This window comes from Brevundimonas sp. FG128, from assembly GCF_057809775.1.
In genome coordinates, this window is sequence record NZ_JBMDKP010000002.1 from 332175 (window position 1) to 346608 (window position 14434).

15 protein-coding genes are annotated in these 14434 nt (G+C 66.7%); 7 read left to right on the forward strand and 8 right to left on the reverse strand.

Going from position 1 to position 14434, the window contains the following annotated elements:
- Nucleotides 1-321 precede the first annotated feature (321 nt).
- The 3 genes from tyrS (at nt 322) to ACODSC_RS06115 (ending at nt 2704) form a co-directional block, all read left to right on the forward strand.
- The gene (gene tyrS / locus ACODSC_RS06105; protein ID WP_488812760.1) at nt 322-1575 is read left to right on the forward strand and encodes a tyrosine--tRNA ligase; all 1254 of its coding nucleotides are present in this window, start codon (nt 322-324) and stop codon (nt 1573-1575) included.
- Nucleotides 1575-2039: a peroxiredoxin gene (locus ACODSC_RS06110; RefSeq protein WP_488812762.1), complete on the forward strand. Its 465-nt coding sequence runs from the start codon at nt 1575-1577 to the stop codon at nt 2037-2039. Before tyrS ends, ACODSC_RS06110 begins: the two co-directional genes overlap by 1 nt.
- A 113-nt stretch (nt 2040-2152) precedes the next feature.
- Complete coding sequence (locus ACODSC_RS06115; protein ID WP_488812764.1) at nt 2153-2704, forward strand: bactofilin family protein; 552 nt, start codon at nt 2153-2155, stop codon at nt 2702-2704.
- Nucleotides 2705-2757: 53 nt separating this feature from the next.
- Here ACODSC_RS06115 and prfB read toward each other — a convergent pair.
- Together prfB and ACODSC_RS06125 are read right to left on the reverse strand one after the other, a co-directional pair.
- A protein-coding gene (gene prfB / locus ACODSC_RS06120; protein WP_488812766.1) for a peptide chain release factor 2 occupies nt 2758-3880 on the reverse strand; the annotation gives its coding sequence in 2 pieces (ribosomal slippage) (nt 2758-3810 and nt 3812-3880; 1122 coding nt in all).
- A 120-nt stretch (nt 3881-4000) separates the two neighbouring features.
- Nucleotides 4001-6466 (reverse strand): penicillin-binding protein 1A, encoded by a 2466-nt coding sequence (locus ACODSC_RS06125; protein WP_488813450.1) that lies wholly within the window; start codon nt 6464-6466, stop codon nt 4001-4003.
- Between the two features lie 83 nt (nt 6467-6549).
- Between ACODSC_RS06125 and ACODSC_RS06130 the strand changes: the two genes are divergently transcribed.
- The 3 genes from ACODSC_RS06130 (at nt 6550) to ACODSC_RS06140 (ending at nt 9896) form a co-directional block, all read left to right on the forward strand.
- Nucleotides 6550-6978 (forward strand): organic hydroperoxide resistance protein, encoded by a 429-nt coding sequence (locus ACODSC_RS06130; RefSeq protein WP_488812768.1) that lies wholly within the window; start codon nt 6550-6552, stop codon nt 6976-6978.
- Between the two features lie 59 nt (nt 6979-7037).
- On the forward strand, nt 7038-8042 hold the full coding sequence (gene cobS / locus ACODSC_RS06135; RefSeq protein ID WP_488812770.1) for a cobaltochelatase subunit CobS: 1005 nt from the start codon (nt 7038-7040) through the stop codon (nt 8040-8042).
- 72 nt (nt 8043-8114) lie between these two features.
- The gene (locus tag ACODSC_RS06140; RefSeq protein ID WP_488812772.1) at nt 8115-9896 is read left to right on the forward strand and encodes a response regulator; all 1782 of its coding nucleotides are present in this window, start codon (nt 8115-8117) and stop codon (nt 9894-9896) included.
- On the opposite strand, the gene ACODSC_RS06145 is transcribed toward ACODSC_RS06140, so the two are convergent.
- Nucleotides 9893-10252 carry a phage holin family protein gene (locus tag ACODSC_RS06145; RefSeq protein ID WP_488812774.1) on the reverse strand — a complete coding sequence of 120 codons (360 nt, stop codon included), beginning with the start codon at nt 10250-10252 and terminating at the stop codon, nt 9893-9895. The two genes, ACODSC_RS06140 and ACODSC_RS06145, sit on opposite strands and share 4 nt — an antisense overlap.
- A gap of 109 nt (nt 10253-10361) precedes the next feature.
- Here ACODSC_RS06145 and ACODSC_RS06150 point away from each other — a divergent pair, with 109 nt between their 5' ends.
- The gene (locus ACODSC_RS06150; RefSeq protein ID WP_488812776.1) at nt 10362-10799 is read left to right on the forward strand and encodes an HIT family protein; all 438 of its coding nucleotides are present in this window, start codon (nt 10362-10364) and stop codon (nt 10797-10799) included.
- Here ACODSC_RS06150 and ACODSC_RS06155 read toward each other — a convergent pair.
- From ACODSC_RS06155 to cyoC, 5 genes are all read right to left on the reverse strand, one after another.
- Nucleotides 10796-11332, reverse strand: a complete 537-nt coding sequence (locus ACODSC_RS06155) for a response regulator transcription factor (protein WP_488812778.1) — start codon at nt 11330-11332, stop codon at nt 10796-10798. The genes ACODSC_RS06150 and ACODSC_RS06155 overlap by 4 nt on opposite strands.
- Entirely contained in the window at nt 11322-12653 is a 1332-nt protein-coding gene (locus ACODSC_RS06160; protein ID WP_488812780.1) for an ATP-binding protein, read from the reverse strand. The genes ACODSC_RS06155 and ACODSC_RS06160 overlap by 11 nt, the downstream gene beginning before the upstream one ends.
- Nucleotides 12650-13327 (reverse strand): SURF1 family protein, encoded by a 678-nt coding sequence (locus ACODSC_RS06165; RefSeq protein ID WP_488812782.1) that lies wholly within the window; start codon nt 13325-13327, stop codon nt 12650-12652. Before ACODSC_RS06165 ends, ACODSC_RS06160 begins: the two co-directional genes overlap by 4 nt.
- 82 nt (nt 13328-13409) lie before the next feature.
- On the reverse strand, nt 13410-13805 hold the full coding sequence (gene cyoD / locus ACODSC_RS06170; protein ID WP_488812784.1) for a cytochrome o ubiquinol oxidase subunit IV: 396 nt from the start codon (nt 13803-13805) through the stop codon (nt 13410-13412).
- On the reverse strand, nt 13802-14431 hold the full coding sequence (cyoC, locus tag ACODSC_RS06175) for a cytochrome o ubiquinol oxidase subunit III (RefSeq protein ID WP_488812786.1): 630 nt from the start codon (nt 14429-14431) through the stop codon (nt 13802-13804). Before cyoC ends, cyoD begins: the two co-directional genes overlap by 4 nt.
- Nucleotides 14432-14434 lie beyond the last annotated feature (3 nt).

The window sequence follows — 14434 nt, forward strand, 5'->3', positions numbered from 1 at the left end:
CCGTCCACATCGACCATATTTCCAGATGCGTTGTCCTTTGCAAACAACGCCTAGGGCCAAAGCGCAACCGACTTACCCAACACCCCTCCAAACGGCCTTATAATGACGGCCGACACATCTGGAGGAGGCTCGCCTAATTGCACTTTCTTGCACCTTGCACTGTTTTCACGCGTGGAGTGCAACTTCGCCCTGGCGCGATTTCAGACGTTTCAGACGATTGAGACTCTGTTTTCGCCCCTGACCGTCTGAAACGCCGCCCGCGCCACGCCAGCCCAGAAGGGGAAGACGACCGTCGGCATCCCTGCTAACGGAGCCTCCGCCATGACCGAACACGCCTTCAAATCCGACTTCCTCCGCACCATGCAGGCGCGGGGCTATATCCATCAGATCACCCATCCGGCCGAGCTGGATGCGGCGGCGACCGCCGGCATCGTGACCGGCTATATCGGCTTCGACGCCACCGCGCCGTCGCTGCACGTCGGCCATCTGATCCAGATCATGCTGCTGCGGCGCCTGCAGCAGGCCGGGCACAAGCCGATCGTCCTGATGGGCGGCGGCACGACGAAAGTCGGCGACCCCTCCTTCAAGGACACCCAGCGCCCCCTGCTGACCGAAGCGCGGATCGCCGAGAACATCGCCGGCATCAAGGGCGTGTTCGAAAAGTTCCTGACCTTCGGCGACGGCCCGTCCGACGCCGTAATGCTCGACAATGACGAATGGCTGTCCAAGCTGGGCTATCTGGAGTTCCTGCGCGACTACGGGACCCACTTCACCGTCAACCGCATGCTGAGCTTCGACTCGGTCAAGCTGCGTCTCGAACGCGAGCAGCCCCTGACTTTCCTGGAGTTCAACTACATGCTGATGCAGGCCACCGACTTCCTGGAGCTGAACCGTCGCTACGGCTGCACGCTGCAGATGGGCGGCTCGGACCAGTGGGGCAACATCATCAACGGCGTCGAACTGACCCGCAAGGTGGACCAGAAGGCCGCCTTCGGCCTGACCACGCCCCTGCTCTCGACCGCCTCGGGCCAGAAGATGGGCAAGACTGTGGGCGGCGCCGTCTGGCTGAACGCCGACGCCCTGTCGCCCTATGACTATTGGCAGTACTGGCGCAACACCGAGGACGGCGACGTGGGCCGCTTCATGCGCCTGTTCACCGACCTGTCGGACGCCGAGATCGCCGGCTACGAAGCGCTGGAAGGCGCGGCCATCAACGACGCCAAGAAGGCCCTCGCCGACGCGGCCACCACCATGCTCCACGGCGCCGACGAAGCCGCCAAGGCCCGCGCCGCCGCCGAGACCGCTTTCGAAAGGGGTCAGATCTCCGCCGACCTGCCGACCATCGAACTGCCGTCGGCCGAGGTTTACGGCGCCATGATCGCCGCCGTCGTCACCAAGGCCGGCCTGACCGCCTCCAACGGCGAGGCCCGTCGTCTGGCCCAGGGCGGCGGCCTTCGCCTGAACGACGCCGCCGTACCCGACGGCGCCCAGCTGCTGACCGAGGCCGACCTCAAGGACGGCGTGATCAAGCTGGCCGCCGGCAAGAAAAAGATCGTTCTGGTGAGGCCCATCTGATGTCCGCAACCGAAGGCCAGCCCGCCCCCGCCCTCGACTTGCCGACCGACAACGGCGGCCAGGTCTCCCTCGCCGCCCTGAAGGGCAAGCCCGCCGTCGTCTATTTCTATCCCAAGGACGACACGACCGGCTGCACCCGCGAGGCCCAGGACTTCACCGCCCTGGCCCCCGACTTCGCCGCCCTCGGCGTGCCCGTCATCGGCGTGTCGAAGGACACGGTGAAGAAGCACGATCGCTTCAAGGCCAAATACGACCTCGCCGTCATCCTGGCCTCGGACGAGGACGGCGCCGCGTGCGAAGCCTGGGGCGTCTGGGTTCAGAAGAAACTGTACGGCCGCGAATATATGGGGATCGAACGCGCCACCTTCCTGATCGACGCCGAGGGCCGCATCGCCCGCGCCTGGCGCAATGTGAAGGTCGCCGACCACGCCGCCGCCGTGCTTCAGGCCGTGAAGGTTTTGTGATCGACGACCACGGTTCGGAAGCGGTGCTTGACCTAGCCCTCTCCTGACCCCCTAAAGTGGGGTCAGGGCTTACAGGGGCTTGGCCGGCTTGGCTGGCAGATGCGGAGCGCACCATGTTCACCAAGAGCAAATCCTACGACAACGGATCGCAGGGTCTGGGCATCCCGCCCGCCCCTGAACCCACGCCGCCCCAGGCGCCGCCCCCCTCGGCCGGCGTTCCTGCGACGCGCGCGCCTGAGCCGCAGCGGCCGGCCGGGCGGAGCAGCAACCTCTCGACCCTGGCCCCCGGCGTCAAATACGAGGGCAACATCTCCGGCGCCGGCGAGCTTCAGGTCGAAGGCACGTTGAAGGGAGACGTCCGCGTCTCCCGCGTGACCATCGGCGAAGGCGGCGCGGTCGAGGGCGCCGTCCACGCCGACGTCCTGGATGTGCGCGGCCGGATCTCCGGCGCCATAGTCGCCAAACAGGTTCGCCTCTACGCCACGGCTCGCGTCGAGGGCGACATCACCCAGGAACAGCTGTCGATCGAACAAGGCGCCTGGTTCCAGGGCCGCTGCAACCAGGCCAAGCGCGACACCCCCGGCGCCGCCATGCTTGAAGCCCCCGCGCCGGCTCCCGAGAAGCCTGTCCGTGCGGAAAAGCCCGAGGCCAAGACCGCCGCCTGATCGGCGTCACGGCCTGATCGAAAAAGGGGCGGTCCAGCGGACCGCCCCTTTCTTCATTCCGCGCTCGCCCCGCGCGTCTCGCCGACCCGTGCGGCCAGGGCCGCCCCCATGAAGGCGTCCAGGTCGCCGTCCAGAACCCCTTGGGTGTCCGACGTCTCCACCTCGGTCCGCAGGTCCTTCACCATCTGATACGGCTGCAGCACATAGGACCGGATCTGGTGACCCCAGCCGATGTCGGTCTTGGCGTCGGCCAGGGCCTGGGCCACGGCCTCGCGCTTCTGCAGTTCCAGCTCGTACAGGCGCGCCCGCAGCATCTTCCATGCCTGTTCGCGGTTCTGGTGCTGCGACCGGCCGGCCTGGCAGGCCACGACGGTGTTGGTCGGGACGTGGGTCAGCCGCACGGCCGAGTCGGTCTTGTTGATGTGCTGACCGCCGGCGCCCGAGGCCCGGTAGGTGTCGGTGCGCACGTCCGACGGATTGATGTCGATCTCGATGGCGTCGTCGACGACCGGCGACACTCCGATCGAGGCGAAGCTGGTGTGCCGCTTGGCCGCCGCGTCATAGGGGCTGATCCGCACGAGGCGGTGAACGCCCGATTCCGACTTCAGCCAGCCATAGGCGTTCGGGCCCGAGATCAGGATGGTGGCCGACTTGACCCCCGCCTGTTCGCCCTCTTCGTGCGCCTCGATGGTGACTTCGTAGTTGTGCGCCTTGGCCCAGCGGGAATACATCCGCAGCAGCATGCCGGCCCAGTCGTTCGACTCGGTGCCGCCGGCGCCGGAGTTCACTTCCAGATAGGCGTCGTTGCCGTCGGCCTCGCCGGACAGCAGGGCTTCCAGCTCGGCGCGCGCGGCGCGGTCCTTGATGGCCCGCAGCGACGCGCGTGCGTCTTCCAGCGCGCCCTCGTCGCCTTCCTCGTCCGCCATCTCGGCCAGCATCACCCCGTCCTCGAGGTCCTGCTCCATCGCCTTGACGGTGTTGATCTTGGCTTCCAGCTGCGAGCGTTCGCGGCTAACGGCCTGGGCCTGTTCGGGCTTGTCCCACAGCGTCGGATCCTCGACCCGCGCGTTCAGCTCATCGAGCTTTCTTAGAGCGACATCCCAGTCAAAGACGCCTCCTGAGCAGAGCGACGCTCTGCTCGATGTCGGCCTTCATGGCCTCGACATCCGGTCTCATCGCATTCTCCAGCGACACAAAGCCCTCGGTCGGCAGAACCCGAAGGCCGCGCGACAGGGCAGGATTAAAGGAAAACGGCGCGCCACGAGGACGCGCCGTTCGGTGGCCCTACCTAGAGGGTCAATACAGCCCGCTCAAGTCCTCGGCGGGTTCTCTCTTGGGCGGCGGGGGCGCCGAGGGCGCGGGCGCAGCGGCCGGGGCGCCCGTCGCGGCCTCCTGTTCGCGCCGCAGGACGTCATAGTAGTTTTGCGGCCCCTTTGGTGTTGCGGGGGCCTGCACCGGCGGAGGCGCTTTTCTTTCCGTCCCCGGCCGGAAGGCCTCCTCGATGCCGTTGACGGTGCGGAAGACAGCATTCTTGGGCCGCACGAAGGGCCGGGCCGGCCGCTGTTTCAGCGCCGTCTGCATGAAGTCGTTGAAGATCGGCACAGGCGTCGCCGCGCCCGTCTCGCCGGACCCCAGCGAGCGGTTGTCGTCGAAGCCGACGAAGACGCCGACCACGATGTCTGTCGTAAAGCCGACGAACCAGGCCGAGCGATATTCGTTGGTCGTGCCGGTCTTGCCCCCGACCCATTGTCCCAGCCCGCGCGCGCTGGCAGCGGTGCCCCGCTGAACGACGCCTTCCAGCATGGAGCTCATCTGATAGGCGGTGATCGGGTCGATGACCTGCGTGCCGCGCTGCTGCAGGCGGGGCGATTCCTGGCCGGAGAAGCCGCGTCCACATTCACGGCAACTGCGGCCGTCGGCGCGGAAGATGGTCTCGCCGTCGCGGTCCTGCACATAGTCGATCAGATAAGGAGTCACCCGCCGTCCGCCGTTGGCGAAGGCGGAATAGGCGGCCGTGATCTCCAGCGGCGTCACCTCGCCGGCCCCCAGCGAAACCGACAGGTTCGCCGTCAGGCCCGGAATGCCCATCCTGGCCGACTGATCGACGATCTTCTTCATGCCGACCGATTGGGCCAGCCGCACCGTCATGACGTTGCGCGACAGCTCAAGTCCGCGTCGCAGGGTCTGCGGCCCGTAATACTGGCGACTGTAGTTCTCGGGCGTCCAGCGCTGGCCGTTCGGTCCGCCGGCGAAGCTGATCGGCGCGTCCAGCACGATGGAGGCCGGGGTGAAGTCGCCTTCCAGCGCCGTCGCATAGACGAAGGGCTTGAACGCCGAGCCGGGCTGACGCCGCGCCTGGGTGGCCCGATTGAAGCTGGACAGGGCATAGGAATAGCCGCCGACCATGGCCAGGACGCGCCCGGACTGCGGCTCGATGGCCACCAGGGCCCCGTTGACGCGCGGCACCTGTTTCAGGGCGTACTGGCCGCCCTTGGGCTCCACGAAGATCAGTTCGCCGCGCTTCAGCTGGCGATTGGCGTTGGCCCAGGCCGCATCGGCCGCCAGCAACGTGCCGGATTCGTCACTGCGCGCGGTGCGGATGCGTACGGTATTGCCGCTCACACTCTCGATCGCCGCCGCCTGCCAGGTGCGGCGTTCAGGCGGGGCCTGTTCCTTCAGCGCGGCCGCCTGCCATCCCTCGGCGAAGTCGGTCGTGCCCCAGCCGCCGCGCCAGCCGTGGCGGCGGTCATAGTTCTCCAAACCCTGCATCAGCGCCTGACGCGCCGCCGTCTGCAATGTCGGGTCCAGCGTGGTGCGCATGTAGAAGCCGCCGGCGCGAAGCTGCTGACCGAAGTCAGGATTGGCGGCGGCCTGACGACGGGCCTCCTCGACGAAGAAGTCCGCGTCCTTGTAATCCGAGCGCTGCGGCGCGTCCCGCGTGACCAGCGGCTTGGCGCGTGACGCGACCAGCTGTTCGGGCGTGATCCAACCGCTCTGCTCCATCTCGCCCAGCACCCAGTCGCGGCGACCCTTGGCCGCGCCGGGGTGGCGTTTGGGGTGATAGTTGTTCGGCCCCTTTGGCAGGGACGCCAGGAAGGCCGCCTCGTCCGGCGTCAGCTGACCCAGCGACTTGCCGAAATAGTTGTAAGCCGCCGAGGCGATGCCGAACGACCGATAGCCCAGGAAGATCTCGTTCAGATACAGTTCGAGGATCTGCTCCTTGGACAGGGTCGCCTCCAGGCGATTGGCCAGGATGGCTTCCTTCAGCTTGCGGTTCAGGCTGGATTCATTGGTCAGCAGAACGTTCTTGGCCACCTGCTGGGTGATGGTCGAACCGCCTTCCAGCCGGCGCCCCTGCGCCAGGTTGAAGACGTTCTTGATCGAGGCGCGGCCGATGCCGCCCACGTCGATGCCGCCGTGCTGGAAGAAGTTGCGGTCCTCGGCGGCCAGGAACGCCTGCACCACCGGCAAAGGAATCTGGTCGTAGGAGACATAGATTCGGCGCTCGTCCGAAAACTCGCCGATCAGGGTGCCGTCGCCGGCGTAGACCCGCGTCGCGGTCGGCGGACGATAGTCCGCCAGCTCCGACGCATCGGGCAGGTCGTGGAACAGCCACGCCGCATAGACGGCGACCACAAGCCCCGCCAGGGCGATGCCGCCCAGCAGAACCATGCCCGCCCACACGAACCAGCGTTCGGCAATCTTCACTGCGTACTCCGACGACGCGCCCCGAAAGGGTGCTTTAGCCCGCGTCGCCCCCATAAGGCTAGGGCGAGGATGCAACGCCCCCTTTCCGTCTTCCGTTAAGCCCCCATCTGAAGCCTTCACAACACCAGGAGCCCACCATGGAAGTTCTGTATCGCGCCCAGTCCACAGCCTCCGGCGGCGGCCGCGAGGACGGTCGCTCGGCCACCGAGGACGGCAAGATCGACGTGAAACTGTCCACGCCCAAGGAAATGGGCGGCAAGGGCGGCGACGGCACCAACCCCGAGCAGCTCTTCGCCACCGGATATGCCGCCTGCTACCTCGGCGCCCTGCGCCTGGTCAGCGGCAAGGCCGGCACGCCCGTCGGCCCCGATACCAAGGTCACGGCCGGCGTCGGCTTCGGCAAGAACACGAAGGGCGAGGGCTTCAACCTCGACGTGGACCTGACCGTCACCGATCATGGCCTGGAGCAAGCCGTCATCGACGACCTGATCGAGAAGGCGCACCAGGTCTGTCCCTACTCCAACGCCACCCGCGGCAACGTGGATGTTCGCCTCAGCGCGAAATAAGCGACGCTAAGGGCCGCGCGCGTGTTGAGCCGCGCGCGCGGCGCCTCTAGATGAGGTCCATGACCTCCCCGCTCGACGCCTCCCCCGATCCCCTGCTGACGCTCGAACCGCACCGCCGCGTGACCCTGCGCGAGGCGTTCGGCGTGGACAGCGACATGACCGTGCCCTGCTTTGCCGAGCGCGACAGTCATGTGCCCGAGATCGACGAGGCCTATCGCTTCGATCCGCAGACGACGATCGCCATCTGCGCCGGCTTCGCCTTCGACCGTCGCGTCATGGTCCAGGGCTATCACGGCACCGGCAAATCGACCCATATCGAACAGGTCGCCGCCCGCCTGAACTGGCCCCTGGTGCGCGTGAACCTGGACAGCCACGTCAGCCGCATCGACCTGATTGGCAAGGACGCCATCGTCCTTAAGGACGGCAAGCAGATCACCGAGTTCCGCGAGGGCATCCTGCCCTGGTCGCTGCAACGCCCCATCGCCCTGGTGTTCGATGAATACGACGCCGGCCGTCCCGACGTGATGTTCGTCATCCAGCGCGTGCTGGAGGCCCAGGGCCGCCTGACCCTGCTGGACCAGAACCGCGTCATCCGCCCCAACAAGCATTTCCGCCTGTTCGCCACGACCAACACCATCGGCCTGGGCGACACCACGGGCCTGTATCACGGCGCCCAGCAGATCAATCAGGCCCAGCTGGACCGATGGAACATCGTCACGACGCTGAACTACCTCGACCACGACGTCGAGGCCGAGATCGTCGCCGCCAAGGTCCCGGAATGGTCGGATGCTGAGGGCCGCCGCCGCATCGCCGCCATGGTCCGCGTCGCCGACATGACCCGTAACGCCTTCATGAACGGCGACATCTCCACCGTCATGTCGCCCCGGACCGTCATCACTTGGGCCCAGAACGCTCTGATCTTCAACGGCGACCTGGCGCTCAGCTTCCGCCTGACCTTCCTGAACAAGTGCGACGAGCTGGAACGACCCACCATCGCCGAGTTCTACCAGCGCGCCTTCGGCGAGGACCTGCCCGAGGCGGCGACGCGGGTGAAGGTCGGCTGAAACACGTCCCGATTGAGGGCTCATTAAGCTTCAGCCGGTAAGGCCAAGCTGAGTGAGTAGGGACGGCTTTGCGTGATCCAGAACGCTGATTATGTGCGGGCGTATGCGGATCGGTATCGGGACATGTTCCCGGTGCGGCTGGCGACCATCGCCGCCATCGTCGTGGTCGCCTTCTGGGTCCAGGGGTGGGCCTGGGCCGCCAACTTCGCCGTCTTTCAGTTCAGCCTCTACGCCCTGCTTTGGCGGGCCGTCACGACCGCTCGAAACCATTCGAACGCCCCGGGCGCGGGACGCAGGCTCCATCTTTGGACCGAGTGGATCACGCTCGCGCTGGCCACCCACAATGCGGTGTTCGTCCTGGCGATCTGGCAGGCCGAGCCGAACTATCTGAAGCACCTTCTTCTGTTGCTCGCCGGCAATCTGATGGTGGGCGCGCTCCAGGTCCACGCCAGCCGAAAGGGCTTCATCGCCGCCGTCGTGCCGCCGTCCGTCGCCATACTGGTGATCACCTTCGCCGAGGCCGGCTGGGACAGGGCGCTGCAGGTCACGGTCTGCCTCTTCGTGCTGGCCGTCATCGGGGCGGCATGGCGCCAGTGGCGCAGCGACCGCGAGACCGTCGAACTGATGGTCGCGGTCACCGAACGCTCGCGTGAGCTTCAGGTCGCCCTGGCCCAGGCGGAGACCGACCGCGCCGTCGCAGAGCGCGCCAATCAGGCCAAGTCGCGCTTCCTGGCCATGATCAGCCATGAGGTCCGCACCCCCCTGAATGTCATCCTGGGCCTGACCGAAGTGTTGCGCGCTCGTCCCCGTCCGGAGGCGGAAGCCGCCGTCGTCACCGACATGGCCGATGCGGGCGGGATGCTGCTGCGCCTGCTGAACGGCGCGCTGGACATCTCCAAGATCGAATCCGGACAGGCCGAGCTTCGCCTCGCCCCCGTCGATATCTGCGAAAGACTGGAGGCCATCGCCCGCGTCTGGCGCTCGCGCGTCGAGGAACTGGGCCTGACACTGGAGATCGAACGCCAGGGGGCGCCAGAGCATTTTGTCGTCCTGACCGACGAGGCGCGGGTCGAACAGGTGCTGATCAACTATCTGTCCAACGCGCTGAAGCTGACACCCGAGGGGACGATCCGGATTCTCGCTCGCGCCCTGCCCGCGCCCGATGGCCGCATCGACCTGGACTTCGAGGTCCATGACCAGGGCCCCGGCGTGCCGGAAGACCAGCGAGAGCGCATTTTCCAACCGTTCGAACAGCTTGCGGCCGGACGTGAGGCGGGCGGCTCCGGACTGGGGCTGGCCCTGTGCCGCGCCAGCGTCGAGGCGCTGGGCGGCGCGCTGGGCGTGCGCTCGGCCCGGCCGCAAGGCGCGATCTTCTGGTTCCGCTTCACAGCCGATCGCGCCGAGCAGTCCGTTCCCGCGTCGTCGAGCGCGGGCCTGACGGGTGATGTTCACGATCGCGCGCCTCGGATCCTGGCGGCGGAAGACCATCCCGCTAATCGCAAGCTGTTGACGCTGCTGCTCGAACCGTTCGGGGTCGATCTGACGCTGGTCCAAAACGGACAGCAGGCGGTCGCCGCCGTGCGGGCGCAGACATTCGACCTGGTGCTGATGGACGTGATGATGCCGGTGATGGACGGCGTCGAGGCCTTGATCGCCATTCGCGCCGAACAGGCCGCGTCCGGCGGACCACGCACCCCGATCCACATGCTGACGGCCAATGTCTTCGACGACGACATCGCCCGCTACATGGCGGCCGGCGCCGACGGGGCGCTGAAGAAGCCCATCGAGATCGCCGCCCTTCAAACCGTCATCCTGGGTGTCGCGACGGAGAACGCCAGGGCGACGGCCGGTTAGCGGCGCGCCTTCTCGCCGTCGCCGATGAAGGCGCCGGCGATCCAGCTGACCACGCCGGTGACGATGGCCGCGCCGACACCGGCCCACAGGCCGTTTACCTCAAAGCCATCCAGGAACATGGCCGTCAGCCCGATCATGGCGGCGTTCACGACCAGCAGGAACAGGCCCAGGGTGATGACGGTGATCGGGAAGGTCAGCACCACCATGATCGGCCGCACCACGGCGTTGACCAGGCCAAGGATGATGGCGGCGGCGATCAGCGAGCCTGTGCTGGTGAAGTCCACGCCCGGCACGACCTGGGCCGACAGCCACAGGCCCGCCATGGTGACCAGCGCCTGGATGATGAAACGGATCATGATGTTCCTCGACCGCGTGAAAGCGTCACCATAATGCACGGCGCGGGCAAAGGCTCCCCCTTCAGCGCGGTCGCTGCTATCCAGAGCCGACCCCGCACGGAGACCGCCCATGAGCCTGCACGGCGCCTATGACCCGAACAACATCTTCGCCAAGATTCTGCGCGGCGACATCCCTTCGGTGAAGGTGTGGGAGGACGACCACGTCCTGGCCTTCATGGACGTCTTCCCCCAGTCGGAAGGCCACGTCCTGATCATCGCCAAACAGTCCCAGGCCCGCAATCTGCTGGAGGTCGAGCCGGATATTCTGGCCCGCATGACCGCTGCCCTGCAACGCACGGCCAAGGCCGTCGAAAAGGCGCTGCAGCCCGAAGGTCTGGCGATCCTGCAGTTCAACGGCGATGCGGGCGGCCAAACGGTGTTCCACCTGCATTTCCACATCGTGCCCCGCTGGGCCGACCGGGAGATGAAGGGTCACGGCCATGCCCCCATGGCCGATACGGCGACCTTGCAGGCTCTGGCCGACCGGATCGCGGCCGAACTCGACTAGGTCACGCGGCGCTTTTCCAGTTTCCGCGCCAGGGTGCGGCGGTGCATGCCCAGGCGGCGCGCGGCCTCGGAAATGTTGAAGTCGGTGTCCACCAGCGTCTCGTGGATCCGCTCCCATTCCAGGGTCTTGATCGAGGTCGGGCGCGTGCCCAGCGGCGTCTCGGCGTCGCCGTCCGCCCGCCCGAACGCGGTCTCGATGTCGTCGGAACTGGCGGGCTTGGCCAGATAGTGGCGCGCGCCCAGCTTGATGGCCTCGACCGCAGTGGCGATGCTGGCGAAGCCGGTCAGGACGACGATGTTCATCGCCGGGTCCAAGGCGTGGAGCCGTTCTACGCACGTCAGGCCCGAATGCCCGCCCAGCTTCAGGTCCACGACCGCATAGCCCGGCCGGTGCGTCTTCAGCACCTCGTCCATCTGGTCGGGGTTGGCGGCGGTGACAACCGTATAGCCCCGGCGCTCGAACGACCGGCGCAGGGTGGTCGAAAAGGATTGGTCGTCCTCGACGATCAGAAGCAGCCTGGCGTCATCGGTCATCGACGGTCTCCTCCTTGGGCGCCAGCGCCGACAGCGGCAGGGTCAGACGCACCTCTGCGCCGCCGGCCGGGGGATTGGAAGCCTCGACCCTGCCCCCCAGGGACCGGATCACATTCATCAGCAGGAACAGGCCAAGTCCAGCGCCCGCGCGTGGCTTTGTCGAATTGTAGGGCTTACCCCAGTCGTCCAGAATGGCGGCCGGGAACCCTGGCCCGTCGTCTCGCACGGCGACGCTGAAATGTTCGCCCGCTCGCGCGGTGGTCAGGATGATGTGCTTGGCCCCCGCCTCGACGGCGTTGTCAAACAAGACACCCAGCACCTGACGCAGGGCCGGGTCGGCGATGATCGGAGGGTCTTGCGACAGGTCGTCGCGAATACTGACCGCCACCCCTTCGCCGTTCCAGCTGGACACCACATCGGCGACGAAGGCCCGCAGGGTGGTGCGCACCGGCGCCTGCCCCCTCGCCTCGCCCGCCGACATCAGAATGCCGGTGACGATGGCCTTGCAGCGTTCGACCTCGGCGCGCATCACCGTCATGTCCTGGGCGATGTCGGCGTCGCGCGCCAGGGCCGGCATCCGCTTCCAGTCGCTGAGGATCACCGACAGGGAGGCCAGCGGGGTGCCGAGCTCGTGCGCTGCGCCGGACGCCAACAGGCCCATGCGGACGATGTGGTCGTGCTCGGCCGTTTGCTGACGCATGGCGGCCATGGCGGCGTCACGCTCGCGCAGGTTCTGGCTGATGCGGGTGACGAACAGCACCAGTAGCACCGCCATCAGGACGAAACAGATCAAACTGCCCTGAAGATACAGGCTCAGCAGCGAATCCTCCCGGGCCGGCGGCAGGGCCAGCGGTCGGGAATGCAGGCCTAGCCCGGCGAAACACAGGCTGGTGATGGCGATCAGCGCCCAGGCGTAGACCGGCGCCAGCAGCACGGCCCCCAGCACGACCTGCAGCAGATACAGGGCCACGAATGGGTTGGCTGCGCCGCCCGTCAGGAACAGCAGCCAGGTCAGGGCCGCCACATCGGCCAGAAGCGCGATCATCAGTTCGCGGTCCTCGACCTCGCCCCGGCGCGCGGTCAGGGGCGCGGTGATCAGATTGACCAGCACCAGCCCTGCCGGGGCGGCCAGCAGCCACAGCACCGGCAACGGAATTCGCATGACGTATTCGACCAGCAGGATGGTCGCCATCTGCCCGGCCACCGCGAGCCAGCGCAGCTGGATCAGCAACAGCATGTTGCGGCGGTTGGCCCCGCCGTGCGAGGCGACGCCGCCGCTGAGACCGCCCAGCCCCAACAGCCGTTGCAGGCCCGAGGTCATGGCTTGCGCCGTTCACGCAGAAACAGGCCTAACCCGACCAGGGTCAGCAGGGCCAGGCCGAACCAGGTCAGGGCGTAGATCAGATGGCTGTTGGCGAACCGGATCACCGTCAGCCCGCCCAAAGGCCAGCCGCCCGGATTGGGCGTGGCGTCCGCATCGATGAAATAGGGGGCGACAGTCGTCAGCCCGCGCCGCGCCACGATGGCGGCCACATCGCGCGATCGCCAGCGATCGCCGACCGGGTCGTTGGCGCGCAGGAAGCCGCCCTTGGGTTCGGTGATCCTCAGCAGACCCACAACGGTCTGCGGCCCTGACACCTGCCCGTCGGCCCGGTTGCTGGGATCGCGGCGGCCGGCGGTCACGAAACCGCGATTGACCAGGACGGTGAAGCCGCGCGCATCGACCAGCGGCGTCATGACCCAGAAGCCGCCGCCCGCATCGGTGACGGCCTGAACCAGGGTTTCCTTGTCGTGCTCGAAGACCCCCTGCACGACGACGCGACGATACTGATCGTCCTGTCGCGTGACGCTCTGCCACTGTCCCGGTCCAGGCGCGGGCACAGCCGGCGCATGCACGCGGGCGTCGACCTGGGCGATCAGGTCCGTCTTCCAGGCCAGTCGCTGAATCTGCCAGCCGCCCAAGGCCAGAAAGCCGACGAACAAGACCAGCCCCACGACCGATACGACGAGGCGGATCGGTCGTGAACGCTTGGCCTTATCGGGGGCCGGGGCTGGAGACGTGTCCGTGATCTCGACCTCAGCTGCCCATGTTCGTCATGTCGTGGGTCATGGGCATCATGTTGGTGTTCAGGTGGTACATGACCCACAGCGACCCCGACAGGGCGATGACCACGACGATGATGGTGAAGATCAGGGCCAGCATTGTCCAGCCGCCCTCGGACTTCGAGTTCATGTGCAGGAAGTAGATCATGTGGACCACGATCTGCACCACGGCGAAGGCCATCACCAGCAGGGCCGTCGCCTGGGTCGGCAAGGCGCCGGTCATGACCAGGCCGAACGGAATGGCCGTCAGGATCACCGACAGGACGAAACCGATCATATAGCTCCGGAAGGAGCCATGATTGTGCGCCTCGTGGCCCAGGTGGTCGGTCTCGTGGGACTCAGGCGAGTGGTCGTTCTTGTCGGCGCTCATCGCAGCATGCCCAGCAGATAGACGAAGGTGAAGACGCCGATCCAGATGACGTCCAGGAAGTGCCAGAACATCGATAGGCACATCAGGCGGCGTTTGTTGGCGGGGATGAGGCCCTTCATGCTGACCTGAACCATCAGCGTCACCAGCCAGATGATGCCGAAGGTGACGTGCAGGCCGTGGGTACCCACCAGGGTGAAGAAGGCCGACAGGAAGGCGCTGCGTTGCGGCGTCGCGCCCTCGTGGATCAGGTGACCGAACTCGTAGAGTTCGATGCCCAGGAAGGCCAGACCGAACAGGCCCGTGATCGCCAGCCAGATCAGGGTCTGACGCTGTTTGTTCCTGTCCATGGCCAGCATGGCGAAGCCGTAGGTGATCGACGAGAACAGCAGCATGGCGGTGTTCACCGCCACCAGGTTCAGGTCGAACAGCTCCCTGGGCCCCGGCCCGGCGGCGTAGTTGCCGCCCAGCACGCCGAACACGGCGAACAGCATCGCGAAGATGAGGCAGTCGCTCATCAGATAGAGCCAGAAGCCCAGCATCGTGCTGGAACCTTCCTCGTGATGCGGCTCCTCTTCCAGGTGGAAGACGTTCGGGTCGATCTCGGTCGCCGTCGCGGTCGCGCTCATGGA